20 protein-coding genes and 3 tRNA genes are annotated in these 26,024 nt (G+C 70.8%); 15 read left to right on the forward strand and 8 right to left on the reverse strand.

All coding sequences use genetic code 11. From position 1 onward, the window contains the following. Nucleotides 1–6: 6 nt before the first annotated feature. From IM770_RS14375 to IM770_RS14385, 3 genes are read right to left on the reverse strand one after another with little or no spacing between them, the layout of a single operon-like run. The gene (locus tag IM770_RS14375; RefSeq protein WP_203581848.1) at nt 7–3,843 is read right to left on the reverse strand and encodes an SCO7613 C-terminal domain-containing membrane protein; all 3,837 of its coding nucleotides are present in this window, start codon (nt 3,841–3,843) and stop codon (nt 7–9) included. After that, nucleotides 3,840–4,085, reverse strand: coding sequence for a helix-turn-helix domain-containing protein (locus IM770_RS14380; protein WP_109209632.1), 246 nt, complete (start codon nt 4,083–4,085; stop codon nt 3,840–3,842). The genes IM770_RS14375 and IM770_RS14380 overlap by 4 nt, the downstream gene beginning before the upstream one ends. Beyond that, on the reverse strand, nt 4,085–4,561 hold the full coding sequence (locus tag IM770_RS14385) for a DUF2975 domain-containing protein (protein ID WP_203581849.1): 477 nt from the start codon (nt 4,559–4,561) through the stop codon (nt 4,085–4,087). The genes IM770_RS14380 and IM770_RS14385 overlap by 1 nt, the downstream gene beginning before the upstream one ends. Before the next feature lie 134 nt (nt 4,562–4,695). On the opposite strand from IM770_RS14385, the gene IM770_RS14390 reads away from it, so the two are divergent. From IM770_RS14390 to IM770_RS14455, 14 genes are all read left to right on the forward strand, one after another. Beyond that, nucleotides 4,696–5,253: a dihydrofolate reductase family protein gene (locus IM770_RS14390; protein WP_203581850.1), complete on the forward strand. Its 558-nt coding sequence runs from the start codon at nt 4,696–4,698 to the stop codon at nt 5,251–5,253. A 99-nt stretch (nt 5,254–5,352) separates the two neighbouring features. After that, nucleotides 5,353–6,393: a LacI family DNA-binding transcriptional regulator gene (locus IM770_RS14395; RefSeq protein WP_203581851.1), complete on the forward strand. Its 1,041-nt coding sequence runs from the start codon at nt 5,353–5,355 to the stop codon at nt 6,391–6,393. A 157-nt stretch (nt 6,394–6,550) separates the two neighbouring features. Then, nucleotides 6,551–7,921 carry an ABC transporter substrate-binding protein gene (locus IM770_RS14400; protein ID WP_203581852.1) on the forward strand — a complete coding sequence of 457 codons (1,371 nt, stop codon included), beginning with the start codon at nt 6,551–6,553 and terminating at the stop codon, nt 7,919–7,921. Nucleotides 7,922–7,980: 59 nt separating this feature from the next. Next, nucleotides 7,981–9,018, forward strand: a complete 1,038-nt coding sequence (locus IM770_RS14405; protein ID WP_203581853.1) for a carbohydrate ABC transporter permease — start codon at nt 7,981–7,983, stop codon at nt 9,016–9,018. Then, nucleotides 9,015–9,911, forward strand: a complete 897-nt coding sequence (locus IM770_RS14410; protein WP_239066270.1) for a carbohydrate ABC transporter permease — start codon at nt 9,015–9,017, stop codon at nt 9,909–9,911. Before IM770_RS14405 ends, IM770_RS14410 begins: the two co-directional genes overlap by 4 nt. Continuing rightward, on the forward strand, nt 9,908–10,654 hold the full coding sequence (locus IM770_RS14415; RefSeq protein WP_203581854.1) for a hypothetical protein: 747 nt from the start codon (nt 9,908–9,910) through the stop codon (nt 10,652–10,654). Before IM770_RS14410 ends, IM770_RS14415 begins: the two co-directional genes overlap by 4 nt. Continuing rightward, a complete protein-coding gene (locus IM770_RS18215; RefSeq protein WP_203581855.1) occupies nt 10,651–12,759 on the forward strand; it encodes a glycoside hydrolase family 36 protein in 2,109 nt (702 codons plus the stop codon). Before IM770_RS14415 ends, IM770_RS18215 begins: the two co-directional genes overlap by 4 nt. Beyond that, nucleotides 12,752–13,651, forward strand: a complete 900-nt coding sequence (locus tag IM770_RS14425; protein ID WP_203581856.1) for a family 43 glycosylhydrolase — start codon at nt 12,752–12,754, stop codon at nt 13,649–13,651. Before IM770_RS18215 ends, IM770_RS14425 begins: the two co-directional genes overlap by 8 nt. Further along, complete coding sequence (locus IM770_RS14430) at nt 13,648–14,631, forward strand: hydroxyacid dehydrogenase (RefSeq protein WP_203581857.1); 984 nt, start codon at nt 13,648–13,650, stop codon at nt 14,629–14,631. The genes IM770_RS14425 and IM770_RS14430 overlap by 4 nt, the downstream gene beginning before the upstream one ends. Before the next feature lie 29 nt (nt 14,632–14,660). Next, nucleotides 14,661–16,250, forward strand: a complete 1,590-nt coding sequence (locus tag IM770_RS14435) for a glycoside hydrolase family 43 protein (protein ID WP_203581858.1) — start codon at nt 14,661–14,663, stop codon at nt 16,248–16,250. Between the two features lie 108 nt (nt 16,251–16,358). Continuing rightward, nucleotides 16,359–19,847, forward strand: a complete 3,489-nt coding sequence (locus IM770_RS14440) for an alginate lyase family protein (protein ID WP_203581859.1) — start codon at nt 16,359–16,361, stop codon at nt 19,845–19,847. A 157-nt stretch (nt 19,848–20,004) separates the two neighbouring features. Further along, nucleotides 20,005–21,237: an MFS transporter gene (locus IM770_RS14445; RefSeq protein ID WP_203581860.1), complete on the forward strand. Its 1,233-nt coding sequence runs from the start codon at nt 20,005–20,007 to the stop codon at nt 21,235–21,237. A 30-nt stretch (nt 21,238–21,267) separates the two neighbouring features. After that, nucleotides 21,268–21,741: an SRPBCC domain-containing protein gene (locus IM770_RS14450; RefSeq protein WP_203581861.1), complete on the forward strand. Its 474-nt coding sequence runs from the start codon at nt 21,268–21,270 to the stop codon at nt 21,739–21,741. A gap of 11 nt (nt 21,742–21,752) precedes the next feature. Further along, nucleotides 21,753–22,070, forward strand: a complete 318-nt coding sequence (locus tag IM770_RS14455) for an ArsR/SmtB family transcription factor (RefSeq protein ID WP_239066271.1) — start codon at nt 21,753–21,755, stop codon at nt 22,068–22,070. Nucleotides 22,071–22,136: 66 nt separating this feature from the next. On the opposite strand, the gene IM770_RS14460 is transcribed toward IM770_RS14455, so the two are convergent. The 4 genes from IM770_RS14460 to IM770_RS14475 form a co-directional block, all read right to left on the reverse strand. Further along, entirely contained in the window at nt 22,137–23,129 is a 993-nt protein-coding gene (locus tag IM770_RS14460; protein WP_372430681.1) for a methyltransferase family protein, read from the reverse strand. 229 nt (nt 23,130–23,358) lie between these two features. Then, nucleotides 23,359–23,431, reverse strand: a tRNA-Phe gene (locus IM770_RS14465). A gap of 78 nt (nt 23,432–23,509) precedes the next feature. Continuing rightward, nucleotides 23,510–23,583: transfer RNA gene (locus IM770_RS14470), tRNA-Asp, on the reverse strand. Between the two features lie 20 nt (nt 23,584–23,603). Then, a tRNA-Glu gene (locus IM770_RS14475) sits at nt 23,604–23,676 on the reverse strand. A gap of 219 nt (nt 23,677–23,895) precedes the next feature. Between IM770_RS14475 and IM770_RS14480 the strand changes: the two genes are divergently transcribed. Beyond that, nucleotides 23,896–25,302, forward strand: a complete 1,407-nt coding sequence (locus IM770_RS14480; RefSeq protein ID WP_203581862.1) for a M23 family metallopeptidase — start codon at nt 23,896–23,898, stop codon at nt 25,300–25,302. Between the two features lie 84 nt (nt 25,303–25,386). Here IM770_RS14480 and ppa read toward each other — a convergent pair whose 3' ends face one another. After that, nucleotides 25,387–25,920 (reverse strand): inorganic diphosphatase, encoded by a 534-nt coding sequence (ppa, locus tag IM770_RS14485; protein WP_203581863.1) that lies wholly within the window; start codon nt 25,918–25,920, stop codon nt 25,387–25,389. Nucleotides 25,921–26,024: the final 104 nt, after the last annotated feature.

A 26,024-nucleotide genomic window follows, 5' to 3' on the forward strand; every position in this document is an offset into this window, starting at 1 on the left:
GTCCGCTCAGGCGAGGTCGCGCAGTCGCGCGGCGAGGCCGGTCTCGTCGCCGGCGCGGCGCTCGTAGCCGACGGCGATGATGAGGAGCACGACGCCGACGACCGACAGGGTGATCCACCACGGCATCGCCTCGATGCCGCGGCCGATCTGCACCATGAAGGCGAGCACGTTCTCGACCGGCAGCACGACGATGCCGATGAGGAACGGCGCCGCGAGCCGCTGCGTCGCGCCGACCAGGATCGCCGCGAGCGCGATCGCCATCACGAGGATCGCGCGCCACGTGCGCGGGTCGGTGTAGGTCGCCGCGACCGAGGCGCTGAGCATCGTCACGAGCCCGGGAGCGAGCAGTGCCCACGACCCGGTCCATCCCGCGGGCCACGAGTCGAGCGTCCGCCGTGGCGCGCCGGTCGCCGGCCGGCCGGAAGGCCCGCCCGCCGGTCGCCGCAGCGCGAGCGCGCCGGCCGCGAGGAGGAACGCCCCCAGCGGCAGTGAGAACCACTCCACCCGCAGGTCGCGGGGGCTCCAGGCGACCACCGCCGTCACGAACGACACCGCGAACACGAACCACACCGGCGGCAGCCCGGTCGGCCCCCGCAGGCTCCGCGCCGCGACCACGACCATGAAGGCGAGCAGCGCCAGCAGCAGCGCCCACATCGTCCAGATCACGAACCAGTCCCGCTCGATCGCCGGCCACGTCGCGACGCCCAGGATCAGCACGGCGGGGGCCCCGAGCCATCGCGTCTCGGCGAGGGGCGAGTCGGCGGGGGTCTGCCGGCGCAGCAGCGCGGCGGCGCTCGCCGCGGCGCCGGTGCCCAGCAGCCCGAACGCGAGCGCGGCGACGACCGCGGGATCGCTGGGCGCCGCATCGAGCCCGACGCCCCAGCGCACGCCCTGCACCGCGGCGGCGGTGGCCGCGAGCACCGCGGCGGCGAGCGTCGGCACGCGCAGCGCGCGGAGGCGCCTGATCCGCGGGCGGGCGGTCTTCGTGACGACGACGGATGCCGCGACCAGCAGCCAGGCCGCACCCACGAGCCCGTACGCCCGGGCGGGAGAGCCGCCCCCGAGTGTGAGCACCGGCGGCTCGGCGTACGTCCCCGCGAGGGCGAGCGCGACCAGCACGGGCACGACGGCGACGCCGAGCCCGGCGGCGTACAGGCCCGGAGCCGGGCGTCCGCGCGCCGTGAGAACCGCCGCGACGAGCGCGGCGACGAGCGCCGGCGGCAGGAGGTACGGCTCCAGGCCCGTGACGCCGGCGATGCCCCACGCGCTCCACAGCGCCCCCGTGAATGCTGCGCCCGCGAGAGGCCACGCGGAGCGCCGCGGTGAGAGCAGCGCCTCGGCGACGAACCCGATGCCGAGGATCAGGAGCACGAGCAGCGTCGTGGGAAGTCCGGCCGACGCGCGCACGAGCGACAGCAGCACCGCGATGACGGCGGTGAGGAGAGCGGATGCCTCGACCGCCACCACGGCGAGGCGCGCGTGCCGTCGAGGTACACGCCGTCGGAGCGCCTCGCGCAGCGCGTCCGCCGATGCGAGCACGCCCGCGACGAGCGCCGCGATCACCGGCAGCACGACCGGCGAGCCGCTCATCGGCAGGAGCTCGGCACCGAGGCACACGGCCACCACCGCGGCCGCGGGCACGAGGGTCGCGGCCGCGAGCGTGCGGACGACGACGCTCAGACCACGCCTCGTCGTCGTGACGAGCGTCAGAGCCAACAGGAAGACGACGGTCGTCGACAGTGCGGTCCACCCGCTGCGCTGGATCACGACCTGCAGCACGCCGATCGCGAACGGCACGGCGGTCACGGCGAGGACGGCGTACCACTCGCGCGAGGGCACACGACGGATGAAGGTCACCGCGATGGCGACGGCACCGGCGACGCAGGTGGTGAGGCAGACCACCACGATCGCGTCGGCACCGCTGCGGGCGAGCGCAGTGGCGAACACCACCAGCGCGTACGCGAAGGCGACGCCGACGTGCACGAACCGCGCCGCGCGCGGCACCGTCGTGGCGAGGACCGCCGTGGTTGCGACGACGGCGGCGCCGGCCCACACGGTCAGCGCGTCGTCATGCCACGAGAGCACGGCGGCGAACACCACGGCGGCGTGCGCGCCCGCCACGAGGGGCATGCGGACGGCCGCCCCGGCGTCGCGCAGCCCTGCGGCCACGACCGCGCTCACGACGACGGCCGCGCCCAGCGCGATCGCGATGCGGGCCGACACCTCGATCTGCGCGAGGGTCAGCACGGTGAGAAAGGCGAGCACGGCGAACCAGGCCCCGACGAACCCGAGCCGGCGCGTGCCGAGCGGTCGCGGCATCCGGATCCCGTCCGGCTGCTCCGGTCCGTCGGGTTCTTTCGCGGCAGGGAGATCGGATGCCGCAGCCCCGGCGCCGTCGTCGGTGACGGCGTCACGCGGTGCCGTGAGGGCGGCGAACGCGGCGAGGCCGAGCGCGAGGGCGGCGAGTCCGGCGGTGAGGCTGAGAGCGGCCGTTTCGGGGAGGATCACGACATCGGCCGACGGGCGTGCCAGCGTGCCCGCGAGCGTGAGGAGCGCCGTCATGGTGGGGACGACCGCGACGGCCGCCACGACCACGACGGCCCCGCCGAACAGCGGACCCGCCGGCACGGCGCGATGCAGCGGCGACAGTGCTCCGAGGACGACGAGTCCCAGGGCGGTGGCGACCGGGAAGGCGCCGAGCCACCCGGCCATGGCGGATGAGGGGACGGCGAGCGGCAGCACCGCGAACGCCGCCACGATCGCCGCGCCGGCGGCGCCCGTCCACACCGCGCCGGCGGGGTGCCGGGCCGAGGCCACCGCGAGCGCCGCGACGCACACGAAGACCGCGGAGGCGAGGACGGCGACCGGGACGCCGGCGGCGGCATCCGTCCCCCACACGACCAGGAGTGCCGCGGCGGTGAGCCCGAACTGCGCGACGGTCAGGGTGACGCGCTCAGTCGTCAGCGGTCGTGCGAAGCCGGCGTCCCCGCGACCGGCGAGCGCGACCAGGGCGCTCGCCGCCGCCGCGGAGGCGAGGCATCCGGTCGTCGCCGCCAGCGGGGAGCCGGCGGCGAGCGACAGCATCAGCGGCGCGAACGCGAGGGCGAGCGTGCCGCTCCACACCCAGGCGCGGATTCCGACGCGCGGACCGAGCACGCCGAGCGTGCCGCCGGCGACGAGCGCCGCGAGTCCGGCGAACGCCCACGCGTGGAACGCGGGCGGGAGGAGCGGCAGCGCGGCCGTGACAGTGAGCGCGAGGAAGACCACCCCGAGCGCGCCGATGGCCTCGGCCGAGAACCGCAGGCGGCGGCGCGACAGCAGTGCCGAGCCGCCGAGGAAGGCGGCCGCGATCGCGCCGATGATGGCCGCGCGCGGCAGGGGATCGGCGAGGTCGGGGTTGAAGAACGTGAACACGACGGCCGCGATCGCGACGAGTCCGGCACCCGCGACGGCGAGCACCGACTGCACCGTCGCGGAGGCGCCGGAGGGGAGCGCCGCGGATTCGGCGTCTGAGGCGGGTGCGGCCGTGGCGCCGGTGGTGGTCGCGGCGTCAGATGCGGTGGCCGCGGCGTCCGCCGCGGCGCTGCGGGCGACCCCGTACGTCGAAACGGGCACCTGCTCGAGCAGCGTCTGCCGCGCGCGCAGTGCATCGACGGCCCGCTGCGATGCCACCCAGAGGTCGTGTCCGATCGCGCCGGTGAAGTCGGCGCCGCACACGGGACAGCGGCGTTCGGCCACGATGCCCCGCGTGCACACCGGGCACCGCGCGACGTCGAGCAGTTCCGCGATCGCGGCGTCGTTCCACGCCGGTGCGCTCCAACCTGCGGCCGCGACCGTGCTCATGCCCCGGCCTCCGTGGCGGCGATCGCCGCCGGGTGATCGTCGGGCACCCACTCGAGGATGTCGCCCGGCTGACACTCGAGCACCCGGCAGATCGCGTCGAGCGTCGTGAACCGCACCGCCTTCGCCCGGCCGTTCTTCAGCACCGAGACGTTGGCGGGCGTGATGTCGATCGCAGCGGCGAAGTCGGTCACCGACATCTTCTTCTTCGCCAGTTGCACGTCGAGGTTGATGATGATGGGCATCACACCACCTCCGAGAGGTCGTGCTCGAGCTGAGAAGCCTTGCGGAGCAGCCCGCGCAGCACCACCAGCAGCAGCGACAATCCGCAGCCGACCACGATGCCGAGGAGGCACAGCAGCACGACCGACGGCGAGCCGGACGGCGCGGTCCAGATGAAGGCGAGGGTCGCGACGACCAGCACGGTGGCGATGACGACGGCGGCGAGGCTCACGTCGACCCAGACGAACGCGCGCGGCGTGAAGATGCTGTCGGCGCGCACGAGCGTGAGAAGGCGCCAGACGCACACGAGCACGACCTGGGCGCACAGCGTGAAGATCACGCCGATGATCACGCCCGGCACCTCGAGGTAGGCGAGGTACGGGTACATCCCCGCGAGCGAGCGGGCCATGCCGGGCAGCACCGCGAACTGGCACACCAGGAGCAGCGCGATCAGCACCGCGATGAGCGCCTTCAGAATCACGATCGTCGTACCGCGCATGTTTCACCTATCGATAAACGGCATGTAGCTATCGAAAAACAATAGCCCTAGCATCCGCCCCCGCCGCAAGTGGCGTCGCCGAGGATCTGCCGAGGGGTGGTCGGCGCGTCGGGTGCCGGGTAGCGTGCGGGAGCGTGGGCTCGCTGATCTACTTCAACGCCGCGTCCCTCGACGGCTACATCGCCGGACCCGACGGCCGCTGGGACTGGGCCACGCCCGACGCCGAGGTGCACTCGTTCGTCAACGATCTGTTCGCGCCGGCGAAGACGCACCTCTACGGGCGGAACGTGTACGAGGTCATGAAGGCGTGGGACGACTTCGACCTCGACGAGCTCTCGCCTGCCGAGCGGGAATTCGCCCTGCAGTGGCGCGACATCGACAAGGTCGTCTACTCGGCGAGTCTCGATGCGGTCTCGACCCGGCGCACCGAGCTGCGCCGCTCGTTCGACCCCGTCGAGGTGCGGCAGATGACGGATGCCTCGCCCACCCCTGTCGCGATCGGCGGCGGTCGCCTGGCCTCGGCGGCGGCGCGCGCCGGCGTGCTCGACGAGATGCACATCGTGGTGGCCCCGGCCGTCGTCGGTGGTGGCACGCGGTTCCTCGACGAAGGGCTGCGCCTCGATCTCGAGCTGCGTGACGAGCGCCGCTTCGGCAACGGCTCGGTATACCTGGCGTACCGCGTGCGGCGGTGACGCGTCGACTGCGGGGCGGGGCTGACCGTGGCCCGCGCTCCCCGCAGTGCGTGTGGCATCCGCGATACTGGATAGCGTTATCAGCCGCGGAAGGACGACATGACGCACGCAGCCAAGCCGCCCACCCTCGCCGACGTGGCGCGCCTGGCGGGCGTGTCGGTGCCCGCTGCCTCCCGGGCCCTCAACGGCGGGGTGCGGGGAAAGCAGAGCGGGTCGCCCGAACTGCGCAGTCGTGTGGAGGAGGCGGCACGCACCCTGGGCTACTCCGTCAGCCCCGCTGCGCAGGCCATCAAGGGCGGTCGCGCCCGCACCGTGGCCTTCATCGTGGGCGACATCGACGACTTCGGCTCCGCGACGATGATCTCGGGCATGATGCACGCCGCCGAGGAGCGAGGCATCTCGGTCGCCGTGCGCACGACACGTGACGACTCGACGCGCGAGCTCGACATCCTCACTCAGCTCCGCGGCGAGCGCCACTTGGCGGTCGTGATGGCGACGAGCCGCACGACGGACCCCGCGCGCGAGGCATCCGTCAAGGAGCAGCTGATGGTGCTGCGCGACCATGGCGCGAAGATCGTCGTGATCGGCGACAACGACCTCGGTTTCCCGACGGTGACCGTCGACAATCGGCATGCGGCTCGCCTGCTGGCCGACGGGCTGGCGGATGCCGGCAAGCGCCGGTTCGCGATCGTCTCCGGGCCCGCGGGCGAAGTCACCGCACTCGAACGCGTCGGCGGGTTCGTGGAGGGGCTCGCGGACCACGGGATCCGGATGGCGGAGGAGGACATCGTGCACACGGAGTTCTCGCGCGACGGCGGATACCGCGCGGTCGATCTTCTCCACGATCGGCTGGGAGAGGTCGAGGTCATCGCGGCGATGAGCGACGCCATGGCCGTCGGGGTCATCGCCCGGCTTCGCGAGCTCGGCGTCGCGGCTCCGGACGGCATCGAGGTCACGGGGTTCGACCACGTGCCCATGCTCGGCGACGTGCTTCCGGCGTTCAGCACGGTGGAGGTGCCGCTCGAGGAGTTCGGCGGCGCAGCGCTCGCGCTCGTGCTGGACGAACCCGCTCCGGCGAGGGAGACCGTCGCCCTGACGGCGATTCCGATCCTCCGGGGCGAGCCGCTCGTGCGGGCGTGACGCCGCCGCAGCGCTCCGCCGGTGGGCGCCGTGCGGGCGTCCGGACGACCCGTGCGGGGCCTCCGAAAGCCGATTTCGGAAAGAGTGGCAAACGTTGTCCACTTTGAGGTACTCTCTCCGGGACGGAAACGTTCCGGCACGAATCAAGGGAGATCACATGCACGAGGAAACGACGCGGGCAGGGGTGCGCGCCCGGCTGCGCCGCCGCTCACAGTGGGTCGTCGGTGGCGCCGCGCTGGCCGCCGCGACGCTCACGCTGGCGGGCTGCACGAGCGCGAGTGGCGACGGCGACGGCGGCGCGGCTGCCGAGAAGACGACCATCCGCTTCCTGTACGCCACGGGGGACGAGACCTGGAACTCGGTCGTCGACGCGGTGGTCGAGGCATTCAACGAGCAGAGCGACACCACTTCGGTGCAGCTGGACCCGCTGCCCGCCGGCAGCGACTACGCCACCGCGCTCAAGACCATGGACGCCACCGGCAACTGGCCGGCCGTCGTCGACATGCGCGACACCCTGACGTACATCAACGCCGGCAAGCTCGCGCCGATCCCCGAGTCGGTGACCGAGCTGATCGAGCCCGAGGCCGTGGGCAGCGCGTCGGACGGAGAGGTGTACACCGTCCCCTACAGCGCGCTCAACGGCGAGATCGGCCTGAACATCGTCTACAACAAGGACTACTTCGAGGAGAACGATCTCGAGGTGCCCGAGACCTACGACGACTTCCTCGACCTGCTGGCCGAGATCAAGGCGAACGGCGATGCGCCCTTGGCCACCGCGGCCGCCGAGGTATGGCCGAGCGACCAGCTGTGGAAGCAGCTCGCCGCGCCGTACTTCGCTGAGTACGGCGACGAGGGCGGCTTCTGGACTGCGGCGCAGAACGGCGACGCGACCATCGACGACCTGCGCGAGCCCCTGCAGGAGCTTCTCGACATCACCAACGAATACGTGCTCGAGGGCTGGCAGTCCACGGCCGATGCGCAGACCACCACGCTGCTCGTGAACGACATGGCCGTCATGGCCACGTCGTCCGCCGGCATCGGCCGGCTGAACGACATCAACAAGGTCGACCCCGACTTCAACGCGGGGCTGTTCATCGTCCCCGACCAGGACGGCACCATCAACGTGCTGAAGAACGCGGTCAACGGCGACACCGCGGGCGGGCTCGCCATCTCGGCCCAGGCGGAGGAGGACGACGCCGAGTACGCCTCGGCGACGGAGTTCCTCGAGTTCTTCTATCAGGTCGACACCGCGAACCTCATGGAGGAGAACGGCTGGCTCGCGCCCAACATCGTGGCGGCCGACGAGATCGAGCGCAATACCTCGATCCCCGGCGCGGCGGACTACTTCGCACTGCTCGAGAACCCGAACCTCGCCTGGTACGAGAACGTGTCGAACCTCACCACGTTCAGCGCGTTCAACACCTTCTTCCGCCAGGCGCGGATCGAGATGCAGGACGGGCAGAGCTCGATCGACGACACCATCGCCAAGGTGCAGGCGGAGTTCGACAAGACGGTCGCCGCGGGCTGACCACATGGTCGGGTGCCCGAGCTGTCGCCCGGGCACCCACCGGAGCCGAGGAGGTCTCCATGACAGATCAGAGCGCCCTGCAGGGCCAGACCGCGGTAGTCGGCACGGCCGTCCGCCTCAGCGGCGAGGGACCGCTCGACGGCGCACCCGATGGCGCCGCCGACGACGTCCCCTTCGTGCCGCACGGCTCGCAACGGGAGAAGCGGCGCACCGGACGGTTCCGGTCGGCGCGGTGGGTGATGCTGGGCTTCATCGCACCGGCGCTGGTGATCTACCTGCTCATGGTGATCATCCCCTCGATCCAGTCCCTCCAGCTGAGCTTCACCGACTGGGACGGCATCAGCCCCGACTACGACTACGTGGGCACGCGCAACTACGAGGAGATCCTCACGAGCGGACGGTTCTGGAACGCCGTCAAGAACACGCTCATCCTGGGTCTGGGGTCGGCCGTCATCGTCAACGCGATCTCGCTCGCGGTCGCGCTCATGCTCGACAAGGTGGTGGGACGGTGGCAGGGGCTCTTCCGCACGGCGGTTTATCTGCCGTCGCTCGTGAGCGCCTTCATCCTCGCGACGGTCTGGAAGTACCTGCTCAACTACAACTTCGGCGCAGTGAACACCTTCCTCCGTGACGCGGGGCTGCCCGAGTGGGCCCGTGACTGGCTGGGCGACAGCACGATCGTCGTCTGGGTCATCCTCTTCATCACGTGCTTCACGCTCGGCGGCAACACGACGCTCATCTACCTCGCCAACCTGCAGTCGGTCCCGCAGGAGCTCGTGGAAGCCGCGCGCATCGACGGCGCGAACAGCCGGCAGGTCTTCCGCCATGTCACGTGGCCCATGCTCGCCGGCGCGGTGACCGTCAATATGACGCTCGCGATGATCGCCGGATGGACCATCTTCGACCAGGTCATGGTGCTGACCTCGGGCGGGCCCGGGTTCGTCAGCGAGACCATGGCGTTCTTCATCTACAAGGTCGGCTTCGGCGAGTACCGCGCCGGCTTCGGCAGCGCCGCGGCCATCGTGCTGTTCCTCGTCGTGATCGTCAGCACCGTCGCGGCCAACGCCTACATGCGCAAGAGGGAGATCCAGGCATGAGCACCCAGACGGAACTCGTCGTTACGCCCGAGCGCGAACGGCGACGCGGGCGGGGCACCTCGCGGAAGAAGAAGGCGACTCCCGGGCAGATCGTCGTGATGACCGTGCTCGCCGTCCTGGTGGTCATCGTCGCGAGCCCCGTGCTCTACGCGCTGCTCAACTCGTTCCGCTCGTACTCCGAGATCACGATGGACCCGATGGGGCTGCCCACGCAGTTCACCCTCGACAACTATGTGCAGCTGTTCCAGCAGACGGACTACGGCGAGGCGCTGGTGAACACGCTCATCATCACGGTCGTCACCGTCGTGCTGCTCGTGGCCATCGTGCCCATGGCCGCGTACGGCATCGAGCGCATCGGCGGACGGAGCGCACGCTGGATATACATCCTGTTCATCGCCGGCCTCATGATCCCGTTCCAGGTGCGGATGATCCCGCTGGTCAAGGGCTTCGATGACGTCGGGCTCTACAGCACTCTGGCGAGCGTCATCCTCGTGCATCTGGGCGGCGCGGCGAGCTTCGGCATCCTGCTCTACTGCAGCTTCATCAAGGGCATCCCCGTCGAGGTCGAGGAGGCGGCATTCGTGGACGGTGCCGGGCGGTTCCGGACGTTCTGGTCGATCGTCTTCCCGATGCTGCTGCCGGTGACCTCGGCGTTCGTCATCATCCAGGCCCTCGGCCTCTGGAACGACTTCTTCATCCCGCTGGTGTTCCTCGACTCGTCCTCGGCGGGGACGATCAACGTCGCCATCAACCGCATGGTCGGCCTGCTCACCTCGCAGTGGCAGCTCATCTACACCGGCGCGATCCTGGCGATCATCCCGTCAGTCGCGATCTTCGCGGCGTTCCAGCGCTACTTCATCAAGGGCATGTCGATCGGGGCGGTGAAGGGATGAGCGCCACGTCCAACGCGACAGGCCGGACAGGCACAGCCGGCCGCGTCCGCGTGCTCCTCGCGCTGGACGGCCCGGTCGCCGCGACGATGCTGACCGTCTTCCAGTATTTCGTGGTGTCGATCTCGTTCATCGGATGCCTCGTCCCCGTGGTGGCGTTCACTGCGCTGGTGGGCTGGCAGCCGACGCATCTCGCGCTGTGGCTGGGGGTGCTCTCGCTGCTGCCGCTCGTGCCCGCGGGGTACGCCCTGCTGCGCAGCAGTCGACGTCTGCTGGCGGACCGCGCCGACGCGCAGGGCGGGCGCCTGTACTGGCGCTCGTTCGTCGTCGGCTGCCGGACCCTGTGGTGGGCGGCAGCCGGCGCGAGCGCCGTCGCGCTGCTGCTGGCGTACGACCTGGCCCTGTTCGGGGACTCCGACGCGATGCTGCTGTTCGTGGCGGCCGGCGCGGCCGTGGCTGTCATGCTGCTCATCGCCGTGTGCGTCGTCGCGGCCGCAGGCGTCGCGGCGGGCGTCGCCCGTCGCCCTATTGAGACGCTCAGCGTCGCCGCGCGGGCCGTCGCGCGGCGGCCCCATATCGGACTCGCCTGGCTTCTCATCATCGCGCTCGGCCTCATCGGGGCCGGCCTGCCGATCATCGGCTCGGCGTTCGCGCTGTTCCTGCCGGCCCTGCTGGGTGCCGCCATCCACATCTGCAACGACGCCCTCTGCCTGCCGCTGACCGATGAGACGAGACGAACTCCGTGACCGACACATTCCTCCCTCCCACCGTCGAAGACCAGACCGACGCCCGCCCGAAGTCCGCCATCGCGTCGCAGCGCACCCCCGTGGGCGGGTTCGAGCTGCGCTGGAACTCCGACGCGCCGCTGTCGCTCGTCGTTCCGTCATCGACGCACGTCGGGCGCGAAGGGATCGGGCTGGTCGAGGTCTTCACTGCGGCCGAGCAGCGCGCGCGCACGAGTCAGGCATACTGGCGGTCCGCGGTCGGCGAGCGGCTGCGGGTGCAGGGCTCGCAGGTCACCACCGATGCCTCCGCAACGCGAGCGGTCGTGGTGCAGAGAGACGCGGTCAGCGGGATCGAGGTGCGCACGACGGTCACGGCGCCGGCCGGCGCGGCCGTCGTGCGGATCGAGAGCGAGGTGCGCAATGCCGGCCGCGAGGCGGTCGTGGTGACCGCTGTGACCTCGGCGACGGTGGGCGTCGGAACGGCGAGCGATGTCGGCGACATCAGGTGGGGGCGTGCGGCGAGCGAGTGGCTCGGCGAGGCCCGGTGGAGCGAGATCGCCCTGCGCGATGAGCTGCCCGACCTCTCGCTCGACCTCCACGGACAGGACGGGCGCGGCCACGCGAGCCTCTCCAGCCACGGTGCGTGGTCGAGTGGGGAGCACGTGCCGTGCGGCTACCTGGTGCGCGGCGACGGCGAAGCGCTGGCCTGGCAGATCGAGACGAGCGCCGGCTGGCACGTCGACCTGTGCCAGACCCGTGAAGGCGCCATCCTGTCGCTGCTGGGGCCGACCGACCTCGAGCACCAGTTCGCCCATGCGCTGCTCCCCGGTGAGACATTCACCGCGGTGCCGGTCGCGCTCGCGGCATCCGTCCACTCCCGCGACGGCGCGATCGGCGAGCTGACCGGTTACCGCCGGTGGCTGCGCGGACCCGCCCAGGACGACGAGCTGCCCGTCGTGTACAACGACTTCATGAACACGCTCATGGGGCAGCCGACCACCGAGAAGCTGCTCCCGCTGGTGCGACGGGCCGCCGAAGCGGGCGCCGAGGTGTTCTGCATCGACGCGGGCTGGTTCGCCGACCCCGAGATCGGCGACTGGTGGTCGACCGTCGGCGAGTGGCGCGAAGCGCCGACACGGTTCCCCGACGGTGGGCTGCGCCGGGTCGTCGAAGAGATCCGGCGCGCGGGAATGGCCCCCGGGCTCTGGCTCGAGCCCGAGGTGGTCGGCATCGACAGTCCGGCCGCGGCGCGGCTGCCGGACGAGGCGTTCTTCGAGCGGTTCGGGCAGCGCGTGCAGGAGGACCGTCGGTACCACCTCGACTTCCGGCATCCCGCCGCTCGCGCGCACCTCGACGCGACCGTCGACCACCTTGTCGAGGAGTTCGCCGTCGAGTACCTGAAGCTGGACTACAACATCAATCCCGGGGCGGGCACGGAGCGCAACGCGACGACCGCCGGGCATGGCCTGCTCGGGCACACGCGCGCGTTCCGCGACTGGCTGGTGGGCGTGCAGCAGCGGCATCCGTCTCTCCGCATCGAGAACTGCAGCTCCGGCGCGATGCGTGCGGATTACGCGCTGCTCGCCGTGACCCACCTGCAGTCGACCAGCGACCAGCAGGACTTCCGGCTCTATCCGCCGATCGCCGCGTCCTCGCCGGCGTCGATCCTCCCCGAGCAGTGCGGCAACTGGGCGTATCCTGCCGCCGACATGGGCGACGAAGAGACCGTCTTCACGCTCGTGACCGGCCTCAGCGGGAGGCTGTACCTGTCCGGGTTCCTGGACGACCTGCGTCCGGATCAGCGCGCCCGTGTCGCCGAGGCGGTGGAGCTGCACAAGGCGCTGCGCGACGACCTCGCCGAGGCGACGCCGTTCTGGCCGCTGGGCCTTCCGGAATGGGATGCCGCGACCGTCTGCCTCGGCCTGCGCACGAGCGGGCGCGACCTGGTGTTCGTGTGGGATCGGGATGCCGAGCCCGCGGCCTTCGTGCTGCCGGGCGTCGCCGACGCCGAGGCGATCTTCCCGGCCGGCGGCGAGCCCTGGCGGTTCGCTGCGACCGGCGACGGCCTTTCGATCACCACCCCGGCGGGCATCGGCGCGCGGGTGCTGCAGGTGCGTCGTGGCTGAGCGGGGCGCGATCGCGCCCGGCCGCCTGTTCGTCGACGACCGTGGCCGCACGGCGCAGCTGCACGGCATCGGGCTGCAGCGCGTCGGCGACCGCTGGTTCGCGTGGGGCGAGGACAAGACGGCCGGCGACCGGTTCACGGCCGTCGCCTGCTATTCCTCGGCCGACCTCGCCCGCTGGCGGTACGAGGGCGATGCGCTGACCTCCGGCGACGGTGAGATCGGCGCCGACCGGGTCATCGAGCGACCCAAGGTGCTGCAGCGCCCGGACGGGCGCTGGGTCATGCTCCTCCATGTCGACACCGGCGATTACTCGTTGGCGCGGGTCGGCTACGCGATCGCCGATCGACCCGAGGGACCCTATGAGTACGTCGGCAGCGAACGACCGCTCGGCAACCTCAGCCGCGACATCGGCGTCTTCCAGGAGGCCGGCGTGGGCTACCTCCTCTCCGAGGACCGCGACGAGGGCCTGCACCTCTACCGGCTCCGCGACGACTACCTCGGCGTGGCTTCGGTCGTCGCCACGTTGCGCCAGCAGGCGCGGCCCGACATCGGCTACGAGTCGCCCACCCTGGTCGCCCACGACGGGCGCTATTACCTGTTCGGCTCGGACCTCACCGGCTGGAGCATGAACGACAACATGTGGACGAGCGCGCCGGCCCTCGAGGGACCTTGGGGCGACTGGCAGCTCATCGCGCCGCCCGGGACGAACACCTTCGAGTCCCAGGTCAGCGTCGTCGCGCCGGTGGGCGACGGTTTCGTGTACATCGGCGACCGGTGGACACCGGAGCACCTCGCCGAGTCCGCACCGGTGTGGCTGCCACTGCAGATCGAGGACGGCCGGGTGCGGCTCGAATGGCGCGAGACCTGGACCATCGAGGAGCTGGGCGCATGAGGGCGGCGCTGCTGATGGATCCCGCGCTGGTGCCGTTCGTCTTCGGTGCGGAGGAACGGGCGCGGCTGGAGGATCTTCTCGAGATCGACATGACGGATGCCGCCACCTTTCTCACGGGGGTCGCGTCGCCGTCGCAGGTCGTGCTGCTGATCACCGGCTGGGGCGTGCCGTCGATCGGCGACGGCGACCTCGACGCCTTCCCGGCCCTGCGCGGGATCGTCCACTGGGGCGGCGGGATCGGATTCCTGGACGCGGCGGCGTCGGCACGCGGCATCCGCATCTCCTCCGCACGCGCCGCCAACGCCGTGCCCGTCGCGGAGTTCACGCAGGCGATGATCACGCTCGCCGCGAAGGACGCGTTCTGGCTGTCACGGCGGTACTGCGCCGAGCAGGCGTTCGTGAACCGCGAGGCGGCGGCCCCGCGAGCCGGGCTCTTCCGCACGCGGGTGGGCATCGTCGGAGCCTCCGCCATCGGGACCATGGTGATCGAGAAGCTCGCGGCGAGCGACGTCGAGGTGCTGCTGTACGACCCCTACGCGACGCGGGAGGCCGCGGAGCGACTCGGAGCCACGCTCGTGGACGACCTGGAGGAACTCGCGCGTCGCAGCGACATCCTCTCCCTCCATGCGCCCGAGATGCCCGCCACCGTCGGCATGATCTCGCGCGCCGTGCTCGCCGCGCTCCCCGACGGCGCCACTCTCGTGAACACCGCGCGCGGCGCGCTCGTGGACCAGGACGCCCTCGTGACGGAGCTCCAGGCGGGGCGGCTGCGCGCCGTGCTCGATGTCACCGAGCCGGATGTGCTCGAGCCGGGGCATCCGCTGTACAGCCTTCCGAACGTGTTCCTCACGCCGCATCTCGCGGGATCCATGGGCGTCGAGCTGCGGCGGCTCGGCGAGGCCGCCCTCGCCGAGGTCGAGCGCTTCGTCGCGGGCGCGCCGTTCGCGCACCCCATGACGCCCGCGCCATCCCAGCCCTGATCGTCCGACCTTCCGGAGGAGCGACCGCCGTGCCGGTGATCCACAACCCCGTCCTGCGGGGGTTCAACCCCGACCCCTCGATCCTGCGGGTCGGTCATGACTACTACCTCGCCACAAGCACCTTCGAGTACCACCCGGCCGTCCGCATCCATCATTCGACCGATCTCGCGCAGTGGACCACCCTCGACCACGCGCTCGCTGACGGGTTCGACCTGCGCGGCGTCCCCGATTCCGGCGGTGTGTGGGCCCCGAGCCTGTCGTATGCCGAGGGCCGGTACTGGCTCGCGTACTCGATCGTGCGAAGCATGGACGGCGACGACAAGGACATCGACAACTACCTCGTGACCGCCGACGCGGTGACGGGGCCGTGGAGCGAGCCCGTCCACCTCGGGTCGCGCGGATTCGACTTCTCGTTCTTCCACGATCCCGACGGAACGCACTGGATCGTCGGCGTGCAGTGGGACCAACGGCCGGAGCATCCATCGTTCTCGGGGCTCGTCGTCGAGCAGTACCTTCCCGACGAGGGACGGACGACCGGGGAGGCCACCGTCATCTACCGCGAGGACGGCCTCGTGGAGGGCCCGAACCTCTACCGGATCGGCGAGTGGTACTACCTCCTGATCGCTGCCGGCGGCACGGGGTGGAACCACGGCATCACGGTGGCGCGATCGCGCCGCCTCCTCGGTCCGTACGAGCGGGACGAGAGGGAAGCCGTGCTGACGACCCGCGATGCGCCGGGACACCCTCTGCAGAAGGCCGGCCACGGCGAACTGGTGCAGACGCCCCACGGCGAATGGATCCTCGCGCACCTCGCCAGTCGTCCGACGCTCCACCTCGGAGAGCGCTACAGCACCCTCGGGCGCGAGACGTGCCTGCAGCGCGTGGTCTTCGACGACGACGGGTGGCTTCGCCTCGGCGGCGGCGGTCACCACGCGAGCACGGAGGTGGTGATCGGCGCGGGAGCGGATGACGTGACGGATGCCGCTGCCGCCGCCCGCGCATGGGTCGACGACTTCGACGGGCCGGCGTTGGATTCCCGTCGCTGGTCGACGCTTCGAGCGGCGCTCCCGCCGGGCGCTGCGGACCTCGACGCCCGGCCGGGATGGCTGCGGCTGCGCGGCGGCCACTCCGCGGCATCCGTCTTCGATCAGTCGATGATCCTGACCCGCGTCGAGGAGCGGACGGCCGTCTTCGAGACGACGCTCGAGGCTGACCCGCGAACTCCACGCGAGGCCGCCGGGCTCATCGCCTGGTACGACCGGTCGGGGTGGATCTGGCTGCAGGTGACCTTCGATGCCGAGCATGGACGGCATCTTCGAGTGGTGCGGCGGGACGGATCCGTCACCATCCGCTCGGCGCCGGCGGTGGCTCCGGATGGCCCGCTGCGGCTGCGCGCGGCGCTCGACGGCCCGGCGCTCACCTTCGCGGTCGCTGGTGCGTCGGGGGAGTGGCAGGACGTGCCCGGCACGTTCCCCGCGTGGACGCTCTCGGACGACCACGGCCCGCGGCTTCGCTTCACCGGGATGTTCCTCGGCGTGCGCGCGGACGATCTGGACGGCCGCGGATGGACCGTCGACGTGCGACGCGCGGGGGTTCGCTTCGATCCGTCGACGGCCTGAAACCCGGTCTTGACGTCGCGAACCGATGACGCCATCGTTAACTGGCAAACGATATCCACTTCCGATGACGACGGTCGCAGGCCGCCCACGGGACGAGAAGAGAGATCGATGAGGATCGAACAACGACACTGGACGCACCGTGCGATCGGCGCGCTCACGGCGGGAGCACTGGCTGTGGCCGGCGCCCTGACCGCCGCGCAGCCGGCCGCCGCCGAAGAGACCACGACACCCCCGCCGATCGTCCGCGGGGTCAGCGACGCGGGCTTCGCCCACCCGGGTATCGGCTTCACGGCCGACCACCTCGAGAACATGCGCACCCAGGTGCTCGCCGGCGTTGACCCGTGGTCGAGCTACTACGAGGCGATGACGCAGTCCCGGTACGCGGCCCGCGACTTCCGGGCCGAGAACGCCCAGACGGGCACCGACACTCCCAAGAACGACGCCTACGCCAGCGCCGGGATGCGGTCGAGCGCGCTGCGCGACAGCCTCGGCGCGATGGCGCAGACGCTCGAGTACGTCGTGACGGGCGACGAGCAGTACCGCGCGAACGCTCTCCATGTGCTGCGGACGTGGAGCGGTCTCGACCCCGAGAAGTACGCGTACTTCGCCGACGCGCACATCCACACCGGTGTGCCGCTGTACTACATGCTGATCGCCGCCGAGGTGCTGCGCGGCACCGAGCCGGCGAACGAGACGCTCGACGGCTACGACCTGCGGTGGACCGCCGAAGACCAGCAGCGCATCGAGGGCAACCTCGTGCGGCCGGTGCTCGACACGTTCCTGTACTCGAAGAACCGCCTGTGGAACCAGCACCTCTACGGCGTGATCGGCATGATCGCGGCGGCGATCTTCCTCGACGACGCCGACCTGTACGCCGAGCGCGTCGAGTGGTTCACCGTCAACGCCGGCTACGAGAGCGAGCACGACCTGTACGGCGGCGACGTGAACGGCGCACTCGCGTCGCTTTTCCGCGAGATCCCGGCGGACGATCCCCGCAACACCACCGGCGAGTCCTTCGTCCAGCACATGGAGATGCTGCGCGACCAGGCGCACGGCCAAGGCGACGTCGACCTCCTCGTGGCGCTGGCGCGCCTCGTCGACAACCAGGGAACGACGATCGACCCCGTCGCCGGCACCGTCTCCGACGCGGCCGACGCGGTGTCGCCGTATCACTTCCTGGACAACCGGATCCTCGCCGGAGCCGACACGTTCACCGCGTTCATGATGGGCGAGGAGGTGCCGTACGTTCCCGCGAACGAGGGCGGCACGATCTCGCAGGCGTATCGTGGCCGCCTCGTGGACCCGCTCAGCGAGACGTATCTGCAGTACCGCTACGTCGCGGGGGTGGACGTCGAGGCGGAGGCGCCGCACGTCGCCGATCTGTACGCGCATCGCGACGGTCCGCTGTTCTACAACGGCACAGCGGTGCAGAACTTCTGGAACGATCGCGGCTCGGACTACACCGGCGCCGAGTACTGGGTCGCATTCCCGTCGGAGCTGGCAGACGTCGCGGGCTCCGTCGCGCCGCGCGGCGACAGCCCCCAGCTCCCGCTCGCCAAGTTCGGCACTGCCCTCGGCGCGGGCGCGCAGCACCAGGCAGACGATGGAGGCATGGGATTCGTGCGCCTGGATGCCGCCGCCGAGGACGCTGAGGTGGCCGTCCGCCGCGCCGTCTGGGGCGACCGCTCGAAGACGTCGCTGGTCGGCATCAGGCTCCGCAGCGACGGGTCGGCGACGCTGCAGGCGTCGCGCACCGCGGCTGCGGCGCCCTTCGCTGAGATCGTCGTGCCCGACACCGGCGGCGAGTGGCGGTACGTGTGGGTCGACCTGCACGTCGACAAGACCCCCGGAGCTGTCGGCGACAACATCCTGTTCCTGCGTGCGACCGGATCGGCCGCGCAGGTGGATGTGTCCGGCGTACTCGCGCAGGCGAACGGCGTGCTCACACCTCCGGTGTTCACCGACGCGCCCGCGGTCGATGTCGTGGCCGTGAAGGGCGAGCAGTGGACCCGCAGCTTCGAGGCGACGGATGCCGCGAACGACGCGATCGCGCTCTCGCTGCAGAGCGCACCCGAGGATGCGCGGCTCACGGGTGCGGAGGTGGCCTGGACACCCGCCAGGCCCGGCGCCGAGGAGCTGCTCGTCGTCGCGTCGGACGGCACCGCCGTGACCGCTCTGCCGGTGAAGATCACGGTCGCGGCGACGCGCGCGGCCGCGATGGGGACGCTCCTCGATCGCATCGGCGACGAGGCGAGCTACACGGCTGCGAGCTGGGAGCGCGTCGACGCGCTGTTGGCACAGGTGAAGGACAAGCGCAAGACGGCCGGTGTCTCCGAGTTCGCAGACCTGCTCGCGCAGCTGGGGCAGGCGATCGCCGAGCTCGAGCTGCTCAATCCGACGCTCTCGGACGGCTCGCTCGACTTCACCGGCCTTGTCAGCGCGCCTCCGCTCGGCGGCTCGCAGCTGCGTGCCCTGACGGACAGCGACAACCAGACGTCGTGGGGTGACCAGCGGGTGTCCGCGATCGCCTTCGACTTCGGTCCGGCGTTCCGCGTCAGCGCCGACGCCTTCGGCTTCCAGGCGCGTGACACATTCCCGAACCGCGCGGAGGGCACGAACGTCTACGGCTCCGACGACGGCAGCAGCTGGACGCTCCTCACCGAGCATCCGAACGCCGGCCAGGATGCCCAGGTCGAGTGGATCGCCACGCGCGAAGAGGTGCGCGATCACCGCTTCCGGTTCCTCAAGTTCCAGGTCGACGAGCCCGGTGTTCCGTCGGACCCTGCCTACCCGGGGATCTGGAGCATCGCCGAGATCCGCATCGACGGAACCCGCAGCGAGGCTGTCGGGCTCATGGCCACCGTGTCGATGTCGTCGCCCGACGCCCTCGCGGGGCGAGTCGTGACCGGGGATCGGGTCGAGCTCCGCATGACCGGACCCGTGGGCAACACCGGCGTGAGCGTGACGCTGCTCGGCCAGGACGCGCAGGTGACCTCGCCCGCTCCCGGGGAATGGCTCGCCGTTGCGCCGGTGCCGGACGGCGCCGAGGCGGGCGGTGCCATCGGATTCGCCATCTCGTTCACGACACCGGACGGGAGAGCTGCCGATCCGATCGCCGCGACGACCGACGGATCGAAGCTGTTCCTGTCGACGGACGTGGGGCTGCTCGACGCGGCGTTCCGCGACGCGCGCGTGCTGCGTCCCGACGGGGTGGCTGACGCCGCGTGGACGCAGCATGCCGCCCGCATGCTGGACGGTGACGCCGCGACGCACTCCGACACGCGGCTGAACGGCGGCATCTACGGCCACGTCTGGGACTTCGGCGAGGACCGCGTGACGCTCACGGGCACCGAGCTGCTCGTGCGCCAGGACGGGTACGGCACCTCGCGCATCGCCGACATGCGCCTGGAGGGTTCGGACGATCTGCAGACCTGGACACGGCTGACGCCCGTCGCTCCGGCGAAGACGCTGGAGTGGCAGCGGTGGGCGGTGCAGGGCGACGCCGGCTATCGCTACATCCGGATCGCCAACGGGCAGATCCTCGGCGTCGCCGAACTGCGGCTCTTCGGAGACGTCGGCCCGGCGACCGTGGACTGAGGCAGCCTCCACGGCTTCGGCCCGGCCTCTCGCGAGGATCCGGGCCGAAGCTTCCGGCGGCGCGCCATCGTCAGCACTGCAATCGAAGGGTTGCAATAACGCTCCGATCGTGTCACGCTGAGTGCAACCGAAAAGTTGCATACCGCTGGAGGTTCGGATGCCTGGCCGACGGAGTCCCGCCGAGACGAGTAGCGCACGAGTCGCGATCACGCTGAGCGTGCTGTTCGCCGGAACGTTCGTGATGGGGTGCGCCGAGGTGCTCGTCGCCGGCATGCTCGATCTGATGGCCGTGGACCTGGCCGTGCCGCTTTCCGCAGTGGGTGTGCTGGTTTCGGCGAACGCTCTCGGGATCGCCATCGGCGGGCCGCTGCTGACGTTCCTGACCGCCCGCGTGGACCGTCGGCCGGTGCTGCTGGCCGCGCTCGCCGTGTTCACCGGGCTGAATCTGCTGCCCGCACTGGGGGTCGGACTGGAGGTCTTCACCGCAGCACGGCTGGTGATCGGCGCGGTCGAGGGGCTCTTCATCGCGGCTGCCATTACGACGGCGACCTCGATCGTGCCGCGTGACCGGTCCGGCCGTGCGATGGCGGTGGTGATCTCCGGATTCGCCGTCTCCGGCGCGGTCGGGATGCCCCTCGGTCGGCTGCTCGGCGCAGCCGTCGGCTGGCGCGCCGCGTTCTTCGCCGTGGTGCTGGCAGCCGTCATCGTTCTCGTCATCGCCATGGTCGTGCTGCCGCGCGCGCCCCACGACGGCGAAGTGGGGATGCTGGGCCAGCTGCGGTTCGCGCTCGCCCCGCGCGTCCTCGCGGTCCTCGCCGTCGGAAGCCTTCTGTTCGCGGGCGTATCGGCGTCGCAGACCTACCTCGTTCCCTTCCTGGACCAGGTCTCGGGGGTCTCCGGAGCCTGGATCGGGGCATGCCTGACAGGTTTCGGCGTCGCCGCCGCGATCGGGTCGTTCGCCGGCGGCCGGTTCGCCGACGCCGGAGCGGCACGGGCGCTGATCCTCGGCGCCATCGGCGTCGCCGTCTCGCTCGCCGCGATGGCGCTCTGGGGAGCGCACACGGCCGTCGTCGTGGTCGCGCTGCTCGTTCTGGGCCTGTGCAGCGCGGGCATCACGAGCCCCTGGCAGCACCGCGTCGAGCACCTCGCCGGACCGGGCGCGATCCTCGCAGCATCGCTGCCGGCGTCCGCTGCGAACCTCGGCGACGCATTCGGGGCGTTCGCCGGCGGGCGGGCGATCGATATCGTCGGTGTGCCCGCGGCCGTGGTCGCGGCCGCGATCCTCGGCAGCGTGTCCGTCCTCGTCGCGATCGCCACCCGCGCGCTGCGCCCGGCATCCGCCCAGGCGGCGGCAGCATCCCGAGAATCCGCGCCCGCGACCGATCACTGACCCCCGCAGACCCGCAGAATGGAAACGCTCATGGAGAACACGCAGAACCCCCCGGCCGCGATCGACGCCGATACCTTCAGCGTGCGCCGCACGATCCACATCAGCGCGCCCCTCGAGAAGGTCTGGCGCACCGTCACCGAGCCCGAGCTGATCTCGCAGTGGTTCGGCCAGATCACCCTCGCCGGCGAAGGTGTCGGCGCCGTCGGCACGATCGGCTGGCCGGGTGAGCGGCGGATCCCGATCCGGGTCGAGACCTTCGACCCGCCCTCGGAGGTGTCGTACCGCTGGTGCAACGACGAAGACCCTCTCCCGGCGACGGTCGACGAGCAGCGCGCGACGATCTTCACCTTCACTCTCGAAGCCACCGCCGGCGGCACGCGGCTCACGGTCGTCGAGACCGGCTTCGAGCACGTCGGCAACCCCGCGCACGTCATGGCCGATCACCGCGGCGGCTGGGACGGCGAGCTCGACAAGCTCGTCGCCCTCCTCGAGCGCAGCGCATGAGCGGCCGGGCGATGCTGGACGGAACCGTGGTCGCCATGTGCAATGCGCTCGGCGAAGAGACGCGTTGGAGCATCCTCACCGCCCTCGGCGAGGGTGACGCCTCGGCGTCGGCGCTCGCCCGGCGCCTGCCCATCACCCGGCAGGCGATTGCCAAGCACCTCGCCGTGCTGCACGAGGTGGGTCTCGTCGAGACCGTCCCCGCGGGCCGTGAGGTGCAGTACCGGGTCGTCGGTGCACAGCTCACCGCCGTGGCCCGGCGCCTCGACGCCATCGGCGACGAATGGGACCGCCGCCTCGCCGCCATCAAGAACATCGCCGAGTCCCTCTGACGCCCGGTCCGAGGCACCCGGTCTTGTCGTGGAGACACGGACCAGGCGGTGGGTCGGGAAGCAGGGTCAGGGAGCCGGAGCGTTCGAGGTCGTCGAGGGCTTTCGACTCGCCGGCGAACCGGGGATCCAGCAGCGCACCGTGTCGCGGTAGCGGCGGAAGTCGTCGCCGAACCTTGCCTCGAGGTCCGCCTCCTCCAGCGGGCGGACGGCGAAGTTCCAGAGCAGCGAACCGAGGACGGCGTAGACGACCACCATCCAGGACGACAGCACAAGACCCACCGCGACGCCCTGCACGAACCCCGACACCGCCATCGGGTTGCGAACGAAACGGTACGGTCCTGCCGTGACGAGCCGATTGGCCATCGCGGCGGGCAACGGCGTGCCGTCGCCGTTGACGTTCATCGCCGCCGCGGACCACAGCCCGAGAACGCTGGCCAGCGCGAAGAGCGCCCAGCCCGCCGAGACGACCGCCGATGGAAAGGGGATCTCGAGACCCCAACGGGCCTCGAGGGCGGAGACGACTACAGGGATCACGCCGAGGAACAAGCCCCAGAAGACGAGGATCTGTGCCGCGGTGAGCAGGATGTGCATGCCGGGACTCGCTCGCGACCGGGCGGGTCGGAATGCGAAGGGCCCCGCCAGCGCCCACGCGGTCGGAATACGCCCCACCCAGAGCAGGCAGGCTGCGCCGATGGACCCGACGGATGCCGCGGTCATGAGAAGCACGCCCCATCCGGCTTCGCCGGTGAAGGTCGCGTATCCCGCCAGCAGCACGGTCACCGTGAGGGTCCATGCGGTGGCGATGGTCGCCGACCCGAATGCCCAGCGGCCCGCCGTCGCGGCAGCGATTCCCGACGCGATGACGAAGAGCGGGATGTCGACGAGCGCAACAAGGACCGCGTCGAGCGAGCCCAGGGTCGTCTCGCGCACGAACGGAACAGTGAAGACGCCGACCCACCACGCGGCGCCGGCCACAGCCTGCGCAGCGAAGTACAGCCGCGCGAGGGCGGGGGCGGCGGGCAGCATGCGAAGCGGCCAGGTTCCTCTGCCACGCTCCACCGCTCCAGCATGACAGCGAAGCGCGCAGGCGCCTTCACCTCGGGGCGACATCGCCCAGGGCATGCTCGACTGCGATTCGCAAGGTGCGCGGCGCGCGCCGTGCTTCACGACAGGAACGAACCGGGCGCTTCGCGTCACCTATCGACGCGATGTGATCCGGGAAAGACGAAACCCCCGCGATGTAGAAGCTACGCGAGGGTTCCTGGGGTGACTGTAACGATCACCCTTGTGGCTCCGACCGGCATCGATCCGGTGACCTTTCGATTTTCAGTCGAACGCTCTACCAACTGAGCTACAGAGCCGCACGGTGGTTTCTCTTGCAAGACCTGCCGCGTCCTAGACGAAAGGCCCTCTTCGAGAAAAGGGCCCGTCGCTCGGAGCGACCCTGACGGGACTTGAACCCGCGACCTCCGCCGTGACAGGGCGGCACGCTAACCAACTGCGCTACAGGGCCATGCTTATTGAATTGTGGAGTGACCCCAACGGGATTCGAACCCGTGCTACCGCCGTGAAAGGGCGGCGTCCTAGGCCGCTAAACGATGGGGCCGGGTGAACCTTTGGGGGCTCACTGCCGAGGACCAAGCATACGTAATGGATCACGAAAACGCGAATCGAGGGCGTGGCGCCCTTGTGGAACGGCGTTGCCGAGCGCAGACTGACCGGGTGACCGCTGCCCGCGGCGGCGGCCGACATGCGCCACTGGGGGTTGCGCATGTTACGCATGTTGCTACTGTGAAACGAGTTGTTGCCGCGAGGGGAGGACCCGGTGCAGCCCGAGAACAACACCGCGAAGACCCTGGCCGACGACGCGTCTGCGGACTGCGGATGCGCTCCTACTCCCGCTGAGCAGCGGCGGCTCTGGCCCGCGATGAACCGACGCACCGCGCTCGGTCTCGGCATCCTGGGGGTCGCGGCGCTGGGCGCCGTCGGCATCGCCGCGAGTCCTCTCGCCAGCCCGGCATTCGCCGCCGAGTACCCCTCGTGGGACGACGTCGTCGCCGCGATGAACAACGAGGCCGCCAAGCAGGCCGAGATCACGAAGATCCAGCAGCTCATCGCGGGGCTCGAGGCCGACGTCACGGCAAAGCGGCTGGTCGCCCAGCAGCTCGCCGACGAGTTCTACGTCGCGCAGCAGGCCTACTTCGACGCGGCGCTGCGCGCCGACCAGCTGCAGCAGCAGGCCGACGAACAGGCCGCCGCAGCGGTCGATGCCGCGAACAAGGCCGGTCGAGTGGCCGCTCAGCTCTATCGCAACGGCGGCGACGACACGTCGCTCGAGCTCTTCTTCGCCGGTTCCGCCGCCGGCGCCGACGACCTCCTCGCGCGCCTGGGCACGATGGACAAGCTCGTCCAGCGCAACCAGGACGTCTACGCCCAGGCTGTCACCGCGCGTGACTCGGCGCAGAGCCTGAGCGATCAGGCGGCGGTGCAGCGCGCCGAGCGCGACCGGCTGCAGAAGGTCGCCGAAGAGAAGATGGTGGCCGCGCAGAAGGCCGCCGACGAGGCGCAGGCCGCCCTCGACGCCCAGAACGCGAAGCGCGGCGAGCTCGAGGCGCAGCTGGCCGCCCTGCAGGACACGGTCGCCAAGACCGTCGCCGACTACGAAGAGGGCGAGCGCATCCGCAAGGAGCGCGAGGCGGCTGCGGCTGCCGCGGCAGCGGCAGCGGCGAAGGCCGAGGCCGACCGTCTCGCCCAGCAGGGCGGCGGCGGTGGCGGAGGCGGTGGCGGAGGCGGTGGCGGCGGCGCGGTCGTCGGATCCGGCTGGGCCCGCCCGTCCTCCGGCTGGCGCAGCTCCGGCTACGGACCCCGGACGGTCCAGTGCGGCAACAGCTACTGCTCCAGCGGCTACCACTACGGCGTCGACCTCGCGGCGGGCTGCGGTGCGGGCATCTACGCGGCGTCGGCCGGGCGGGTCGTCTACGCGGGCGGCAACGGCGGCTACGGCAACTACATCAAGATCGACCACGGCGGCGGCATCGGCAGCGGCTACGGTCACATCCGCTCCGGCGGCATCTTCGTCGGCGTCGGCCAGTGGGTCAGCGCCGGTCAGCTCATCGCGAGCGAGGGCAACACCGGCAACTCCTTCGGCTGCCACCTGCACTTCGAGACCTACGTCAACAACTACCCGGTCAACCCGATCGACTTCATGGGCGCTCGCGGCGTCTCGGTCTGAGCCGCGAGCCGCGCGAGTTGGGCGGACCCCGTAAACGACGAGAACCGGATGCCGCGGCATCCGGTTCTCGCATGAGACGACAAGTCAGAGCGTGCTCGGCGCGACGCCCTCACCCTGCGTGCGGGTCTCGGCGTCGTGCTCCTTGAAGCGGTCGAACGCCTCGGCGACGAGGCGCTCGGCCTCGGCGGCGTCGGCCCACTGGTCGACCTTGACCCACTTATTGGGCTCGAGGTCCTTGTAGTGCTCGAAGAAGTGGGCGATCTCCTTCTGGAGGTACTCGGGGATGTCGCCGACGTCCTGGATGTGCGCCCAGCGCGGGTCCTTGGCCAGTACCGCGACGACCTTGTCGTCGCCGCCGGCCTCGTCGCTCATCTTGAGCACGCCGACGGGGCGCACGCTCGCGAGGATGCCGGGAGCCAGGTCGACGTCGAGGATCACGAGCACGTCGAGCGGGTCGCCGTCCTCGCCGAGGGTGTTCTCGAAGAAGCCGTAGTTGGTGGGGTAGCCCATCGGCGTGTACAGGATGCGGTCGAGGAACACGCGGCCCGTGCCGTGGTCGACCTCGTACTTCACGCGGCTGTTGCGCGGGATCTCGATGACGGCGTCGTACGCGCCCATAGTGGTGCTCCTTCGAAGACTGTGGATTTCCGCGACAAGCCTAGTCGCGCCCTTCTCGCGTTCGAATCGCGCACTTTGCACCTCTCGCGTGCCCGGAACTGCAA

Origin of the sequence: Microbacterium hibisci, from assembly GCF_015278255.1 — a bacterium.
Taxonomy (GTDB): Bacteria; Actinomycetota; Actinomycetes; order Actinomycetales; family Microbacteriaceae; genus Microbacterium; species Microbacterium hibisci.